Here is a 15,059-nt window from a genome sequence, read left to right as displayed (position 1 = left end):
TCGACGCAAGGCATACTCGGTGAACGTCGAGGGAAGCCGTATGCGGGAAATCCGCACGTACGGTTTGACGAGGGGTTGCTGGTCCGTGCGTGATTCCACGGCGGACTGGGGCCTACTCCACCCGGCTTGCGTGAGCGGGGCCGCGGAGGGAAACGTCGGCCCGCAGCCACGCGCGTGAAGAATCGCCCTTCTACGGATGACTCGGCTCGATGACCGAGAGCCCGCGCATGTAGGGGCGCAACGCTTCCGGAATCACGACCGACCCATCGCGCTGCTGGTAGTTCTCAAGGATCGCGATGAGCGTTCGGCCGACCGCAAGCCCGGACCCGTTGAGCGTGTGCACCAATTCGACCTTGCCCGTGCCGTCCGGCCGGTACTTGATGTTTGCCCGGCGCGCCTGGAACGCCATGGTGTTGCTGCACGACGAAATCTCGCGGTAGGTGTCCTGGCTCGGTAGCCACACTTCGATGTCGTAGGTCTTGGCGGACGCGAACCCCATGTCGCCCGTGCACAGCAGCATGGTGCGAAACGGCAACCCGAGTCGCTTCAGCACTTCTTCGCCGCTCGCGACCATGCTCTCGAGCTCGTCAAACGACTGCTCCGGCGTGGCGAACTTCACCATCTCGACTTTGTGGAACTGATGCTGGCGGATGAGGCCGCGCACATCCTGGCCATGCGACCCGGCTTCGCTGCGGAAGCACGGGGTGTAGGCGGTGTAGCGGATCGGCAACTTGCGGCCATCGAGGATTTCGCCGCGATGGAGGTTGGTCAGCGGCACCTCGGCGGTGGGCACCAGGTACAGGTCCCAGTCGCCGGCAATCTTGAACAGGTCCGCCTCGAACTTCGGCAGGTTGCCGGTGCCGACCAGCGCGGCCGCATTGACGAGAAACGGCGGATCGATTTCCGTAAAGCCGTGCTCGCGCGTATGCAGGTCGAGCATGAAGTCGACCAGTGCCCGACTCAGCCGCGCACCCGCGCCCATCAGCACCGCGAACCGCGCACCCGACATACGCGCGGCCCGTTCGAAATCGAGGATCCCCAGCATGGCGCCGAGGTCCCAGTGCGGTTTCGGCGTGAAGTCGAATCGCGGCGGATCGCCCCAGCGACGCACTTCCCTGTTGTCGGCGGCGCTTGCGCCAACCGGCACCGATTCGTGTGGCAGGTTGGGAATGGTGAGCAGAATGGCCCTGCGCCGCTCCTCGAGTTGATCGAGCTGGGCCTCGAGTTCCTTGATCTGCTGACCCCGCGCCTTGTTGGAGGCAAAATAGTGCGCGACGTCCTGTCCGGCCTTCTTGGCCCGCGCGATCTGCTCGGCCGACGCGTTCTGCTGGCGCTTCAACTCCTCGACTTCGGGAATCTTCAGGCGTCGTTCGGCATCGAGTCGCGCCAGTGCGTCGAGTTCGGCATCCATGCGGATCCCGCGCTGGGTGAGCTTCTCGCGAACAATGTCGAGGTGGTCACGGACGAACGTTGCGTCGAGCATGGCCAAGATCGTATATCCAAAGTCGGTTGGGCTGCGATACGATCGCTTCTCCAAGGAGCGTGAGAATGGCGAGAGTTCGGAAGGCGGTCTTTCCGGCAGCGGGGCTCGGCACGCGGTTCCTGCCCGTGACCAAAGCCCAGCCCAAAGAGATGCTGCCGTTGGTCGACAAGCCCATCATTCAGTACGGCGTTGAAGAAGCCGTGGCCTCAGGCATCGACAACCTCATTATTGTCACGGGTCGCGGCAAGAACGCGATCGAGGATCATTTCGATGTCGCCGTCGAGCTCGAGTCCTACCTGGAAGCTCGACACAAGACCGATCTGCTCGCCGAAATCCGCGAGATCTCAAACCTCATCCATGTCGCCTATGTCCGGCAGGGAGAGCCGCTTGGGCTGGGCCATGCCGTCCTGGTCACGCGCGACCTGGTCGGTCCTGAGCCGTTCGCGGTCGTGCTGGCCGACGATGTGATTGACGCACAGCCGGCGGGACTCAAGCAGATGGTCGAAGTCTTCGAGAAAGTTCAGGGCCCCGTGCTGGCCGTCGAGCGCGTGGGGTGGGACCGTGTCTCGTCCTACGGCATCGTCGACATCGAGAGCGAATCCGACGGGATCTACAAGGTCCGCGACCTGGTGGAAAAACCGCAGCGCGCCGATGCGCCCTCGGACCTCGCCATCATCGGCCGCTACATCCTGACGCCCGACATCTTCGAAGAACTCGAGGCGACAGCCGCGGATCGATCGGGCGAAATCCAGCTCACCAACGGCCTGCGTCGACTCCTGAAGAAGCGCCCGATCTACGCGTACGAGATCAAGGGCGTCCGCCACGATACGGGCAACAAACTCGGTTACCTGAAGGCGGTCGTGTACTTTGCGCTGCAGCGTGAAGGCCTGGCGGAACCGTTTGCCGAGTACCTGCGCTCGCTCAAGCTGTAAGCCCTGAGCTCACGTGTGTTGCCATCGCGGCCGGCCCAAGGCAACGGCGCTGGACGGGCGTGTGGTCGAGGCGATGTGCAACACAACTCGGGTCGAAGGGTAAGGAGGTTGGCGGCCGGGCTAGTCGGATTTCGATGGCTTGGTGTCGGGTTTCGCCGCGCTGGAATCGCTCGTCGACGTGGTCTTGCTACTGCCGGACTCGCTCGTCGATGTGGTCTTGCTGCTATCGGACTCGCTGGACGAGGTGGTCTTGCTGCCGCCCGACTCCTCGGGCGATGTGGTCTTGCTGCTGCCGGACGCGCTGGCTGATGACGAGGATGCCTTGTCGGCGGCGGCTTCGGTGTTTCTCTTGCTTGCGTAATCAGTGACGTACCAGCCGGTGCCCTTGAACTGGATCGCGGGCGCGGACAGCAGTTTGTGGACCGGTTCGCTGCACAACGGGCATCGCTCGATCGGGGAATCCGAAAACTTCTGGATTACCTCAAACCGGTGGCCGCAGGCGCCGCATTCGTACTCGTACAGTGGCATGGTGCTAATACCAGTCTATAACACTCGCGGGCAAACCTCGCCCAGAGCACGTTGCGCCGGGTCTGGCCGCGTACACACGGCTCGAGTATCGCGTGGCTGGATTCCGGCGTTCGCCGGAATGACGAGTTGATAGCGTCATGCCGGCGGAAGCCGGCATCCAGCCCAGCCTCGCGCGCTGCACTCCGTCTACTCGATAGCCGCCCCTGCATGCTCGCCGAGCAGCAGTTGCCGGTGCACGGGAATGGTTGCGACGCCATTGCGCAGCAGTGTGTCGTGGAAGGACCGTAACGAGAACGTGTCGCCAACGTGCGCCTTGTAGTCCTCGCGCAGTTTCAGCAGCATGAGTTTGCCGAGCGTGTACACGCCGTAGCCAGGGTCGAATGTCCCCCGCTCGGCCTCGCGGCGGGCCGTGCTCTCTTCGACAAACGCCTCGTCTCGGAAGAACCGGACGCCCTGCTCCACCGACAGGTCCTCGGCGTGCAGGCGAATCGCGACAATCAGGCGGGCGATGCGGATGAGCGATTCGGCAAGCTGGCCCAGGTGAACCGCCGGGTCCTGTTTCTCGAACCCCGCCTCGATCATCATGTGCTCGCAGTAGTGGGCCCAGCCCTCCACCATCGCGCACGAGGCCATCAGCAACGACTTGCGCGCCCGTGATTCGACATGGCGCAGGTGCTGAAAGTGCAGGAAGTGTCCCGGGTAGACCTCGTGGATGGAAATGGACCACAGCGTCGGGAGATTCAGGTCCTTGTAGTGCTCCGCCTTCTGCTCGTCCGACCACGCCGGATCCGCCTCTGTCAGGTAGTAGTACGCACGGGTCGGACGCGGTTCGAACGGCCCGGGAGTCCACATGCTGGCGCCGGTCCACCGGAAGAACTCGGGGGTGGGTGCCGCGATGACGGGTTCACCGGAGGGCAGCGACACGAGGTCTTTTCGCTCGATGAACGTGGCCAGCGCGCTCACCTGCCGCTGCGCCGCGTTCACGATGCCGTCGGTGGCCAGCCGTGTCTCTTTGACGCGCCGCCAGACGTCGACCGGATCGCCACGTTCGATCTTCGACGCTGCGCGCCGGAATTCCTCCTGGACCACGCCGAGTTCTCTGAGTCCGATGTCGAGCAACCGCCCGAGCGGCAACTCGAGCCCTTCTTCGAGCCGAAACTTCTTCGCAAGACGCTCGGGTCCCAGGCGGAACGACGCGCGCGACTTCGGACCAAGGTCGTTCTCGAGGTAGTCGACGTAGCCCTTGATCGCATCGCTCGCTTCGGTCTGCGCGTCGGCGAGATCGCTCAACAGGCCGAGGTCGTCGACATCCGCGAACGCCTTTGGGAGATCGACATCAATGAAGCGCAGCGCGCCGCGCAGCGTCTGGAGCCCCTTCTTGACGAAGATCCCGGGCGGCTCCTTGATGTTGTCTCGGGCGGCCTGGACCAGCTTCGGTGTCTGGCGCAGCTTCGACAGCACCCGGCGCGCGCGCTCCTCGGCCGGCGCGTACTCAAACAGCGCCTGGCCGGCCAGGCTGGCGCCAAGCATCTCGCCGTAGATCTGCGGGTTTCGCTCCCATCCGCGCACCTGCTCGAGATCGTGCAGCTTCGACTGGATGTGTGCCGCCACCATTGGGCGCTCGATCCGCTCGATGGCCGTTAGCGAGTCGTTGGAGATCGACGCCAGGCGCCGCGCGAAGCCGGCGAGCGCCTGGGTCTGAGAGTCGATGCCCGTCCGGCTGAAATCGTCCAGCAGGTCGTCGAACTCGTGGATGCCGTCAAAGGTGGCAGCCGTCGGATTCGACTCGCGCAGGCTGTAGAGGTAATCGTCGACGAATTGGTGCAGTGGTTCCGAAGCAATCATGAACACGCTCGCCGGCGACGAAGTTGAAAACCAGGACGCGGCTTCACCGTGGGCCGGCAAAGCCAATAAGTCTGTAATGGTACAATAACTTTGCTGGAACGCGGCCGCCTATGGTTCTCAACACTGCTGGAATCCTCTATCTGGTCGCCACGCCCATTGGCAACCTCGAGGACATCACACTACGTGCATTGCGCGTGCTGCGCGAGTGCGACCTCGTCGCCGCCGAGGACACCCGCCACACCGCAAAACTCCTGCACCACTTCGACATCCGGACGCCCACCACCAGTGTGCACGAACACAACGAACACGTGAAGGCCGGGGCGCTTGTTGAGAAACTTCAACAGGGCCACTGCATCGCCCTGGTATCGGATGCGGGCACGCCCGCAGTTTCGGATCCGGGGTTTCGACTGGTCCAGGCCGCCATTGCGGCCGGGATCCGCGTCGAGGCGATTCCGGGTCCCAGCGCGGTGTTGACAGCCCTTGTGTCATCAGGGCTGCCGACCGATGCCTTCGTCTTCGTGGGTTTTCCGCCAGTCAGGGCCAAAGCTCGCGCGACCTGGTTGGAGATCCTGCGCGCCGAAACCCGCACGGTCGTGTTCTTCGAGGCGCCCCACCGAATCGTGGACACCTTGAACGACGCGCTGCGCGTGATTGGTGATAGGCAGGTGGCGGTTGGTCGCGAGTTGACGAAGCTTCACGAGGAATTGGTCAGAGGACCTATTTCTGACGTGTTGGGTCGTTTGACAGAATTGCGCGGAGAATTCACGATCGTCATGGCTGGACGACGGGAAGTAGAAGCTAATGTCGATGTAACAAGTGTAAATGAAACAGACGTTTACGCAGAATTCTGTCGTTTGACAGAATCTGGGCTGGGGCGGAGAGCCGCTCTTTCAGGTGTCGCATCAAAGTACGGTCTGCGCTCGCGCGATGCCTATGCCGTCATCGAGCGCGTCCGGAATTCTTGACCGCATCCCACCCATTTTGTTAACGTAGCGCCGCTCGCCACACGTCGACGTGTTTGTGTTCACCCGTTACAGGAGTCTGGCTCATGGCGAAGCTTCGGCGCACCATCGGTCGGCCCGCGCCAGCGAAGAAGGCGGCGGCCAAACCAGCCACGAAGGCCAAACTGGCGGCAAAGGCCGTCAAGAAAACCCCGGCCGCGAAACCCAGGTCCGCCCCACGCCTCAAGGCGCGGGTCAAACCGGTCGCCCGGCGGGCAGTGCATCCGTCGTCCAGGCACAAACAGAAACCAGGCGCGGCAAAGCCGACACTCGGGCGTGCGCGACCGGCCAAAATGGTGACGCCGCCCAAACCGCCAGCGCGGAGCACCTACGCGCAGGCCGTTCTGACCTACGAGCGCGCCATGCAGGCGTTGCAGGCCAAACGGTACCGCGATGCGGCACATCTGCTGAAAACGGTGATCACGACCTATCCCGAGGAAAAGGAACTCCTCGAGCGCGGGCAACTCTACCTGCGCGTGTGTGAGCGGCATCTCGCGCCGCTCGACGCCACGCCGAGCACGCCAGAAGAGCGCGTCTATGCCGCGACGCTGGCCATCAATGCGGGCGACACCGAACGTGCCGTGGCGCTGCTCACATCCGCGCTCGCCCAGGACTCGGCCAACGATCACGCCGAGTACATGCTGGGCGTCGCGCTGGCGATTCGGGGCAACCACGAGGCCGCCATCACGCATCTGGAACGCGCCGTGGCGCTGAATCCGGAGACCCGGAACCTGATCATCAAGGAAGCCGATCTCGAGGCGCTGCGCCACACCGCCGCGATCGTCGCGTTGCTGTCGGCTCCTCCACCGCCGGTTCAGCCACGCAAAGACAAGGATCGGCGGCCCACTCGGCGCGCCCGGGGGGCGGCACGGTAGCAGGAACATGTCATCGACAGGGTCAGGCTTGATGAAACGGGCCTGACCCTTTTTTCTGTTTTGGATCACCATCATGCTGAAGACCGCCACGCACGACGCCTTGGTCGCGGCCGGCGTCACGCTGCTCGACCCCGCGACGACCTATGTTGACGATACGGTGACGATTGGCGCGGGGACGGTGCTCCATCCCGGCGTCACGCTGGAGGGAAAGACCACAATCGGTGTCAACTGCCGCGTCCGCTCGTGGGTCCGCATCACCGACTCGACCATCGGCGACAACGTCGTCATCAACGATAGTTGCATCATCGTTGAGTCCCGCGTCGACGCTGGGGCGCGCGTTGGACCGTTCGTGCACATCCGTCCCGCGTCTCACGTCAAGCGCAACGCGCACGTGGGCAACTTTGTTGAGCTGAAGAAGACCGTGCTCGGCGAGGGCTCGAAGGCGAATCACCTGTCGTATCTGGGCGACGCGACGATTGGCGCTGGCGCGAATATCGGGGCTGGCACCATCACCTGCAACTACGATGGTGTGCACAAGCACCTGACCATCATTGAAGATGGTGCGTTCATCGGCAGCGACACGCAACTGATTGCGCCTGTCACCGTGGGCGCTGGCGCGTACGTCGCGGCAGGTTCCTCGATCACGCAGGACGTGCCTGCCGGCGCGCTCGGCGTCGCCCGCGCGAAGCAGACGAATATCGAGGGATGGGTGAAGAGGAAAAAGAACAAGAAGCAGTAGAGAGGTCCCTCGCCATGTGCGGCATTGTCGGCTACCTTGGTCCCAAACCGGTCCTCCCCGTCCTGATTGAAGGGCTGCGGCGACTCGAGTATCGCGGCTACGATTCGGCCGGGATCGCGCTCGTGCGCCATGGCCAGGTGATCGTCCGGCGCAGCGCGGGAAAACTCGCCAGGCTCGAGGCCGCGATTGCGGCGGACCCTGTCGATGGCGACTACGGCTTCGGCCACACGCGCTGGGCCACACACGGCCGCCCCACCGAGGAGAACGCCCATCCCCACCGCGATTGCAGCGGGCGCCTGGTGGTGGTCCACAACGGCATCATCGAGAACTACCTCGAACTCAAGCACGAGCTGCAGGCGCAGGGTCATCGCTTCGCGACCGAGACGGACACCGAGGTCGTGGCGCACCTGGTCGAACGCGAGATGGCGGCCGGAGGCCCGCTGGAAGAGGCCGTCCGCCGGGCGTTGCCGCATCTGCGAGGCATGTACGCGCTGGTGCTGCTCTCAGCCGATGATCCCGACAAGCTGGTCGCGGCCCGCAATGGTCCGCCGCTTGTGGTGGGACTTGGCTCGGGCGAGTGCTTCATCGCGTCGGACATCCCGGCGATCCTGAATCACACCCGCGATGTCGTCTTCCTTGGTGACGGAGAAATGGCCGTCGCGACACGCGCGGGCGCCACGTTCTCAACATTCGACGGAACTCCGCTCATCCGCCCGTCACAACGTGTGCTGTGGGACCCGATCCAGGCCGAGAAAGCCGGCTACAAACACTTCATGCTCAAGGAAATCTTCGAGCAGCCGGCAGCCGCCCGTGACACGGTTCTTGGACGGGTGTCGCTCGACTCGGGCCGCGTGTTCTTGAACGAGATCAATCTGTCGGACGGGCAATTGGCCAGCGTGCGCAAGGTGGTCCTGCTGGCGTGCGGCACGTCGTGGCATGCGGCTCTTGTCGGCAAGTTCCTGATTGAAGAGTTGGCCCAACTGCCTGTCGAAGTGGATTACGGGTCGGAGTATCGCTATCGCAGCCCGGTGGTCGACGATCACGCGCTGGCCGTCGTGATTACGCAGTCGGGCGAGACCGCCGATACCCTCGCCGCGCTGCGTGAGGCGAAACGGAAGGGCGCCCGCAGCCTCGCGATCTGCAACGTCGTCGGTAGCATGGCGACGCGGGAATGTGACGGCACGATCTACACGCACGCGGGCCCGGAGATTGGTGTCGCGTCCACCAAGGCATTCACGTCGCAACTGGTGGCGCTCCACCTGCTCGCGCTGAATCTGGCCCAGGCGCGCGGAACAATGGGGCCGGACCAGGCGCGCCCGCACATCGAGGCGCTGCTGCACCTTCCAACCCAGATTGAGCAAGCGTTGAAGGCATCAGCGCCGGTCGAAGCCATCGCCAAACGGTTCCAGCACAGTCGCGACTTCCTGTACCTTGGCCGCGGGATCAACTATCCCATTGCGCTCGAAGGCGCGCTGAAGCTGAAGGAGATTTCGTACATTCACGCGGAAGGCTATCCTGCCGGCGAGATGAAGCACGGCCCGATCGCCCTCATTGACGAAGATCTTCCCGTCGTTGCCCTCGCGCCCCGGGATCACGTCTTCGAGAAGATGCTGGGCAACATCCAGGAAGTGAAGGCCCGCGGTGGCTCGATTGTCGCCATCACCAACGAGAACGACGCGGGACTGGCGGACGTTGTTGACCCGGCGACCGACTCGATCGTCGTGCTGCCGACGACGCACCGGCTGCTGTCGCCGGTGCTCTTCGTGCTCCCTCTGCAATTACTCGCCTATCACATGGCCGTGCGTCGCGGCGCGGACGTGGACCAACCGAGGAACCTCGCAAAAAGTGTGACGGTGGAGTGATCGTCGCGTCCCGCTCGGGCGGCCTGGTTCTTCCGACTGTTTGCCGAAGACTGCATGGACTTTCTGAATTCCCTCAACCCAGAACAGCGCGAAGCCGTTCTCTATACTGATGGGCCGCTGCTGATTCTTGCCGGAGCGGGTTCGGGCAAGACTCGCGTCATTGCGTACCGCGTGGCGTACCTTGTCGGGAGCGGCCTGGCCGAGGCACACGAGGTGCTGGCGGTCACCTTCACCAACAAAGCGGCCGAAGAGATGCGGCAGCGCGTCGAACTACTGCTCGGCAGCGCCTACCGGGGCCTCTGGATATCGACCTTCCATGCGCTCTGTGCCCGGCTGCTCAGGCGCGAGGCCACCCACGTCGGCCTTCCGCCCGACTTCGTGATCTACGACACCTCAGACCAACTGTCGGCCGTCAAGCAGGTGTTGAAGACACTCCAGATCGAAGAGAGCTTCATCCAGCCGCGAGCGGCGCTTTCGGCTATCAGCCGGGCAAAAAACAGCATGCAATCGCCGGCCGCCATGGCGGCGGAGCGATCGGGCTATCGCGAGGACCAAATCGCGCGCGTGTATCTCGAATACACAAAGACGCTCGAAGCCAGCGGTGCACTGGATTTCGACGATCTGCTGGTGCGCACGGTAGAGCTGTTCGAGAAGGCCGAGGTGGTTCGGCGACACTACGCGCAGCGTTTCCGCTTCGTGATGGTCGACGAATACCAGGACACCAACCGGCCGCAGTACCTGCTGATGCGGCGATTCGCGGAGATCCATCGCAACCTGACCGTGGTCGGCGATCCCGATCAGTCGATCTACGGGTGGCGCGGCGCCGACATCCGCAACATCCTCGACTTCGAGCACGACTTTCCGGAGGCGAAGGTCGTTCGTCTCGAGCGCAACTACCGGTCCACGCAGGTGATCCTCGATGCGGCGTCGGCCGTCATCGCGAACAACCGCAATCGCAAGGAAAAGCGCCTCTGGACCGACCTGAAGGGTGGAGACCTCATTGTCTATGCCCGCTGCGGTGACGAACTCGAGGAAGCGGATTTCGTCGCAAAAACGGCGCGCAGCGCGCGTGGCGAGAACGTCGACGACATGGTGGCCGTGCTCTACCGCACCAACGCCCAGTCGCGCGTGGTTGAAGATGCCATGCGCCGGGAGAACCTGGTCTACCGGATCATCGGCAGCGTCCGGTTCTATGAGCGCAAAGAGGTCAAGGACGCTCTTGCCTACCTGAAACTCCTGTTGAATCCGCACGACAGCGTCAGCCTCAGACGGGTCATCAACGTTCCGGCGCGAGGCATCGGCAAAGGCGTGATGGACAGCCTTGAAGCGGCGGGCAAAGACGACGAGCCTGCTGAAGGCGGGAATCAGACGCCAGAAGTTAGAGACCAGAACGCGAATAACATGCCGCTGCTTGCCGGCGACCCGACCGCGCCACCTCCGCCCCGTTCGCTCTGGACGGCTCTGGTGACCGGGCTCGACCGACGACGCTTTTCGAATCGGGCCGCGGCCTCGCTCACGGCGTTTCGCGACCTCGTGCTCTCGCTCACGGAAATGGCCCATCGAGAGACGGTGTCTGTCACGATCGCCAAAGTGCTCGACCAGTCGGGATACCTGCAGGATCTCAAGGACGAGCGCAGCGAAGAAGCGCAGGGCCGGATCGAGAACCTCGCCGAACTCGTGTCGGCCGCCAGGGAATATGAGACGCGTGAGGCTGAACCTTCTCTTTCCGGTTTTGTGGATCGGTTGTCGCTGCTGTCGGAGGCCGACGAAAGCCAGGGCGCCGAGAACGCGCGCATTCTCCTGATGACGATGCATGCGGCAAAGGGGCTCGAATTCCCGACGGTCATTATCACCGGACTCGAGGAGGGCCTGTTCCCGCACTCGCGGGTGTCAGACAGTGATGACGATCTCGAGGAAGAGCGGCGGTTGTGCTACGTCGGCATGACGCGCGCGCGGCTGCGGCTGTTCCTCACGAGCGCCAGCCGGCGCCGCGTGTTCGGCGAGTACCGCGCGACTGAACCCTCCCGCTTCATCGACGAAGTGCCGCCGGAACTCGTGCAGCGCTACGATTTCGTCGGCTACACAGGCTACAACTCCAGCGTGCGCGGCGCAGGGTATGGAAACCGCAGCGGGTTTCGCTCTGGCGATCGAGACTCCGGCGACCGCGGCGCCTACGGCCGCCGCTGCGTGCGTGAATCCGAGCAGACCTACGCCCCCGAGGACGAGGATCAGTCGGGTTCCGCGTCGGGCTTCCGCCTGGGACAACGCGTCAAGCATTCGCAGTTTGGCCTGGGCACCGTCATCGGCGTCGAGGACCACAACGATGATGTAAAAGTGACGGTCCGCTTCGCGACGGTGGGATCCAAGCGCCTGCTGGCGCGCTACGCGAAGCTGGAGAAGGCGTAAGACAGCGGTCGGTAGGAAAGCGTAGGGGCGGGCCCCCGTGCCCGCCCGAGTCACGTGGGGCAACCACAGGGGGTTGCCCCTACACCACCAGAAATTCTCTGCGCTACTTCGCCGCTTCCCTGCGTCCCGTAATCACCCAGCGGCCGACCTGGTCTTTCCCGTTGACGTTCTTCAGCGTCGCGCGCTGCATCGTGAAGACGTAGTCCTTCGTCACGGTCTCGCCCGCCGGCGTCTTGACCGTGCCATGGATGGTGACTTCCTTCGTCGCCATCTCGCCGTCATAGGCCGTCACGTCGATCGGGTTGCGCTGATCGAGGATGCTGATCTCCACGACCTGGCGATTGTTCCCCCGCTTCTTGACGTCCGAGACCTTCTGCGACATCGCCTTGGCATCGTCGCGCCACTTCGTCCAGGTTCTCTGGATCTCAAGGTCCTTGCCGGTCAGTTTCTGGTTCTTGCCCTCGGCCTTGACGATCCGCTCGATCGCGGCATCGTTGGCGTCCTGGAACGCCTTCTTGCTCTTGGTGAACCCGCTCTCCGCAGCCACGGCCTTGCGGACCTCTTCGGCGCCGGTCTTGAGCGTCAGCGGAGCCGTCTTCTCCTCGCCCACCAGCGTGATGCTGTGTGACTGCATCTGGCCGTCGATGGCCGGGTCGAACGCCACGGTCGCAATGTTGGCGAGCGTGAGATTGTCAGCCATCTTCGACGACTGGAAGTACTTGTTGAAGAGCGTCTGCTCCTCAGCATTTCCGCCACAGGCGGTCATGATCACAACGATCAGCATTAGGACGGGGACAGTGAGGACCCGGAACGTGTTGGGCCGAGACATACTTGCCTCCTCTACTCCGCTAGTGGGTTGTCGTCTTCCTGTTCCGCCAGTCGCGCCACGGACACGACCCGGTCTTCCGACTCGATTTCGATCAGCCGGACGCCTTGCGTCGCCCGGCCAATTGCACGAATGCCGCTGGTGGGCATCCGCAACACTTTGCCTTGTTGCGTGATGAGCATCAGCTCGTCTTCGCCCCGGACGTACGCAATTCCGACCACCCGGCCATTCCGGTCGGTCGTTTGGATGGAGATGATACCCACTCCGCCCCTCGATTGCACGCGGTATTCGTCGAGGTCGGTCCGTTTGCCGTATCCATTCTCACAAACATTCATCACCGTGCCTGAGCCGTCGGCCTGCACGACCTCCATGGCGACCACGTCGTCGCCCTCCCGGAGGCTGATTCCGCGCACCCCGTAGGCCGTCCGGCCCATTGGTCTGACATCGGTTTCGGGGAACCGGATGGCCATTCCGTCGCGCGTCCCGATGAAGATTTCACCGGTTCCGTCGGTCATCTGCACCGCAATGACCGCATCTTCAGGCTCGACGCCCATGGCAATGATGCCGCCCGCCCGCGGGTTCGAGAACGCCGACAGGGCGGTTTTCTTGACGCTGCCCCTGCGGGTGCCCATGAAGACGAACTTGTCGTCGTCCCAGGTCCTGACCGCCAGCAGCGCGGCAATCCGCTCACCCTCGGCCATCGAGACCAGATTCGGCAGCGCCTTGCCCTTTCCGTCCGGCCCGACATCGGGAATCTCGTAGACCCGGAGCCAGTAGGCGCGCCCCCGGTCCGAGAAAATCATGATGTAGGCGTGCGTCGATGCGATGAAGAGGTGGTCGACGAAGTCCTCTTCGCGGAACCGCATCCCGATGCGGCCCTTGCCGCCCCGCCGCTGATTCCGATAGCTCGTGATGGCGGTCCGTTTGATGTAGCCGGTGTTGGTGACCGTGATGGCCATGTCTTCTTCGGCAATCAGGTCTTCGACCCGGAATTCCCCCGTCTCGTCGGTGATCTCGGTGCGCCGCGCATCGCCGAATTTCGCCTGGATCGCCCGCAACTCGCTCACGATGATGTCCATCACGAGCGTCTCGCTCGCGAGGATCGCGCGCAGCCGCTCGATGGTCTTCAACACATCGACCAGCTCGTCTTCAATCTTCTGGCGTTCCAGGCCCGTCAACCGCTGGAGTTGCATGTCGAGGATGGCCTGCGCCTGGATCTGGCTCAGCGCGAATGTCGACATCAGCCCGTCGCGCGCCTCGGCCGGCGAACGCGAACTGCGGATGAGCGTGATCACCGCGTCGAGGTGATCGAGGGCAATCTTGAGGCCTTCGAGGATGTGGGCGCGGGCTTCGGCCTTCCGGAGTTCGTAATCAATCCGCCGGCGCACGACCTCGCGCCTGAAGTCGATAAACAGGTCGAGCATCTCGACCAGCGGGAGGACGCGCGGGCGCCCGCCCACGATCGCCAGCGTGATGATCCCAAACGTCGACTGCAGCGGCGTGTGCTTGTAGAGATTGTTCAGGACGACGTCGGCCATCTCGCCGCGCTTGAGTTCGATAACGATGCGCATACCATCGCGATCGGATTCATCGCGCAGGTCAGAAATGCCTTCGACGGATTTTTCCCGCACCAGGTCGGCGATCTTCTCGATCAGCCGGGCCTTGTTCACCTGATATGGAATCTCGGTGACGATGATCGACTGCCGGTCGCCCTTCTTTGAGACCTCGACTTCGGTCTTCGCTCGAATGGTGATGGACCCGCGGCCGGTGCGCAAGGCCAGTTCGATGCCGGCCCGTCCGACAATCTGACCGCCGGTTGGGAAATCCGGACCGAGCACAATGCGCCGGAGACCGGCGTGCTTCTCGGCAGACGATGCCTCGCGGTGATCGATGAGCCAGACCACGCCGTCGATGATCTCGCGCAGGTTGTGCGGCGGGATGTTGGTGGCCATGCCGACCGCGATGCCCGCCGACCCGTTGATCAGCAGGTTCGGGATGGGAGACGGCAGCACGGTGGGTTCAGTGGTCGTCTCGTCGTAGTTCGGGACGAAGTCGACCGTCTCCTTGTCGAGGTCGACCATCATCTCGTCGGCGAGCGCTTTGAGCCGCGCCTCGGTGTAGCGCATGGCCGCGGGCGGATCGCCGTCGACAGAGCCGAAGTTGCCCTGCCCGTCCACCAGCGGGTACCGCATGTTGAAGCCCTGCGCCATCCGCACGATGGTGTCGTAGATGGCGGCGTCGCCATGGGGATGGAAGTTGCCCATGACCTCGCCGACGATCTTGGCGCACTTGCGGTAGGTGCGATTCGACCCCAGCCCCATCAGGCGCATACCATACAGCGCGCGCCGGTGCGAGGGTTTCAGGCCATCCCGCACGTCAGGCAGCGCACGCCCGATGATGACGCTCATGGCGTAATCCAGGTACGAGCGCTTCATCTCGTCTTCGATGGCGACGGGGATTCGTGCGGCGGCTTCCATGATGCGGTGCGGGGTCCTCTACGTCTGCGTTCTTAACTTCTTGCTTCTGTCCGGGCGCGACGAATCGCGCCCCTACGCTTCTTGC

Annotated in this window: 11 protein-coding genes and 1 pseudogene; 7 read left to right on the top strand and 5 right to left on the bottom strand. The window is 63.5% G+C overall.

The features are described from left to right. Positions 1-190: 190 nt before the first annotated feature. Positions 191-1,483 carry a serine--tRNA ligase gene (serS, locus tag NT151_03520; GenBank protein MCX6537996.1) on the bottom strand — a complete coding sequence of 431 codons (1,293 nt, stop codon included), beginning with the start codon at positions 1,481-1,483 and terminating at the stop codon, positions 191-193. A gap of 65 nt (positions 1,484-1,548) precedes the next feature. Between serS and galU the strand changes: the two genes are divergently transcribed. Both galU and NT151_03510 read left to right on the top strand, forming a co-directional pair. Next, a complete protein-coding gene (gene galU / locus NT151_03515) occupies positions 1,549-2,415 on the top strand; it encodes a UTP--glucose-1-phosphate uridylyltransferase GalU (GenBank protein ID MCX6537995.1) in 867 nt (288 codons plus the stop codon). A gap of 142 nt (positions 2,416-2,557) precedes the next feature. Further along, positions 2,558-2,776 (top strand): hypothetical protein, encoded by a 219-nt coding sequence (locus NT151_03510; GenBank protein ID MCX6537994.1) that lies wholly within the window; start codon positions 2,558-2,560, stop codon positions 2,774-2,776. Between the two features lie 26 nt (positions 2,777-2,802). On the opposite strand, the pseudogene NT151_03505 reads toward NT151_03510, so the two are convergent. Beyond that, a pseudogene (locus NT151_03505) lies at positions 2,803-2,943 on the bottom strand (zinc ribbon domain-containing protein). A gap of 186 nt (positions 2,944-3,129) precedes the next feature. After that, positions 3,130-4,788, bottom strand: coding sequence for a DUF885 domain-containing protein (locus tag NT151_03500; protein ID MCX6537993.1), 1,659 nt, complete (start codon positions 4,786-4,788; stop codon positions 3,130-3,132). A gap of 110 nt (positions 4,789-4,898) precedes the next feature. Here NT151_03500 and rsmI point away from each other — a divergent pair, with 110 nt between their 5' ends. The 5 genes from rsmI to NT151_03475 all read left to right on the top strand — a co-directional run bounded on the left by rsmI (position 4,899) and on the right by NT151_03475 (position 11,671). Continuing rightward, entirely contained in the window at positions 4,899-5,753 is an 855-nt protein-coding gene (gene rsmI / locus NT151_03495) for a 16S rRNA (cytidine(1402)-2'-O)-methyltransferase (protein MCX6537992.1), read from the top strand. Between the two features lie 83 nt (positions 5,754-5,836). Then, a complete protein-coding gene (locus NT151_03490) occupies positions 5,837-6,664 on the top strand; it encodes a tetratricopeptide repeat protein (protein MCX6537991.1) in 828 nt (275 codons plus the stop codon). A gap of 73 nt (positions 6,665-6,737) precedes the next feature. After that, on the top strand, positions 6,738-7,403 hold the full coding sequence (locus NT151_03485) for a DapH/DapD/GlmU-related protein (protein MCX6537990.1): 666 nt from the start codon (positions 6,738-6,740) through the stop codon (positions 7,401-7,403). A gap of 14 nt (positions 7,404-7,417) precedes the next feature. After that, positions 7,418-9,265 (top strand): glutamine--fructose-6-phosphate transaminase (isomerizing), encoded by a 1,848-nt coding sequence (gene glmS / locus NT151_03480; GenBank protein MCX6537989.1) that lies wholly within the window; start codon positions 7,418-7,420, stop codon positions 9,263-9,265. Between the two features lie 54 nt (positions 9,266-9,319). Further along, positions 9,320-11,671, top strand: a complete 2,352-nt coding sequence (locus NT151_03475) for a UvrD-helicase domain-containing protein (GenBank protein MCX6537988.1) — start codon at positions 9,320-9,322, stop codon at positions 11,669-11,671. A gap of 103 nt (positions 11,672-11,774) precedes the next feature. Here NT151_03475 and NT151_03470 read toward each other — a convergent pair whose 3' ends face one another. After that, positions 11,775-12,500, bottom strand: a complete 726-nt coding sequence (locus tag NT151_03470) for a hypothetical protein (protein ID MCX6537987.1) — start codon at positions 12,498-12,500, stop codon at positions 11,775-11,777. Positions 12,501-12,511: 11 nt separating this feature from the next. Further along, positions 12,512-14,974: a DNA gyrase subunit A gene (gyrA, locus tag NT151_03465; GenBank protein MCX6537986.1), complete on the bottom strand. Its 2,463-nt coding sequence runs from the start codon at positions 14,972-14,974 to the stop codon at positions 12,512-12,514. Positions 14,975-15,059 lie beyond the last annotated feature (85 nt).

The sequence above is a fragment of the Acidobacteriota bacterium genome (assembly GCA_026393675.1).
Lineage (GTDB): Bacteria > Acidobacteriota > Vicinamibacteria > Vicinamibacterales > JAKQTR01 > JBAXOX01.
This window is presented reverse-complemented; position numbering and strand designations above follow the sequence as displayed.

Bases quoted from the DNA above. Each gene is read 5' to 3' on its own strand.
- serS (MCX6537996.1), bottom strand. From the start codon at position 1,483: ATGCTCGACGCAACGTTCGTCCGTGACCACCTCGACATTGTTCGCGAG.
- galU (MCX6537995.1), top strand. From the start codon at position 1,549: ATGGCGAGAGTTCGGAAGGCGGTCTTTCCGGCAGCGGGGCTCGGCACG.
- NT151_03500 (MCX6537993.1), bottom strand. From the start codon at position 4,788: ATGATTGCTTCGGAACCACTGCACCAATTCGTCGACGATTACCTCTAC.
- rsmI (MCX6537992.1), top strand. From the start codon at position 4,899: ATGGTTCTCAACACTGCTGGAATCCTCTATCTGGTCGCCACGCCCATT.
- NT151_03490 (MCX6537991.1), top strand. From the start codon at position 5,837: ATGGCGAAGCTTCGGCGCACCATCGGTCGGCCCGCGCCAGCGAAGAAG.
- NT151_03485 (MCX6537990.1), top strand. From the start codon at position 6,738: ATGCTGAAGACCGCCACGCACGACGCCTTGGTCGCGGCCGGCGTCACG.
- glmS (MCX6537989.1), top strand. From the start codon at position 7,418: ATGTGCGGCATTGTCGGCTACCTTGGTCCCAAACCGGTCCTCCCCGTC.
- NT151_03475 (MCX6537988.1), top strand. From the start codon at position 9,320: ATGGACTTTCTGAATTCCCTCAACCCAGAACAGCGCGAAGCCGTTCTC.
- NT151_03470 (MCX6537987.1), bottom strand. From the start codon at position 12,500: ATGTCTCGGCCCAACACGTTCCGGGTCCTCACTGTCCCCGTCCTAATG.
- gyrA (MCX6537986.1), bottom strand. From the start codon at position 14,974: ATGGAAGCCGCCGCACGAATCCCCGTCGCCATCGAAGACGAGATGAAG.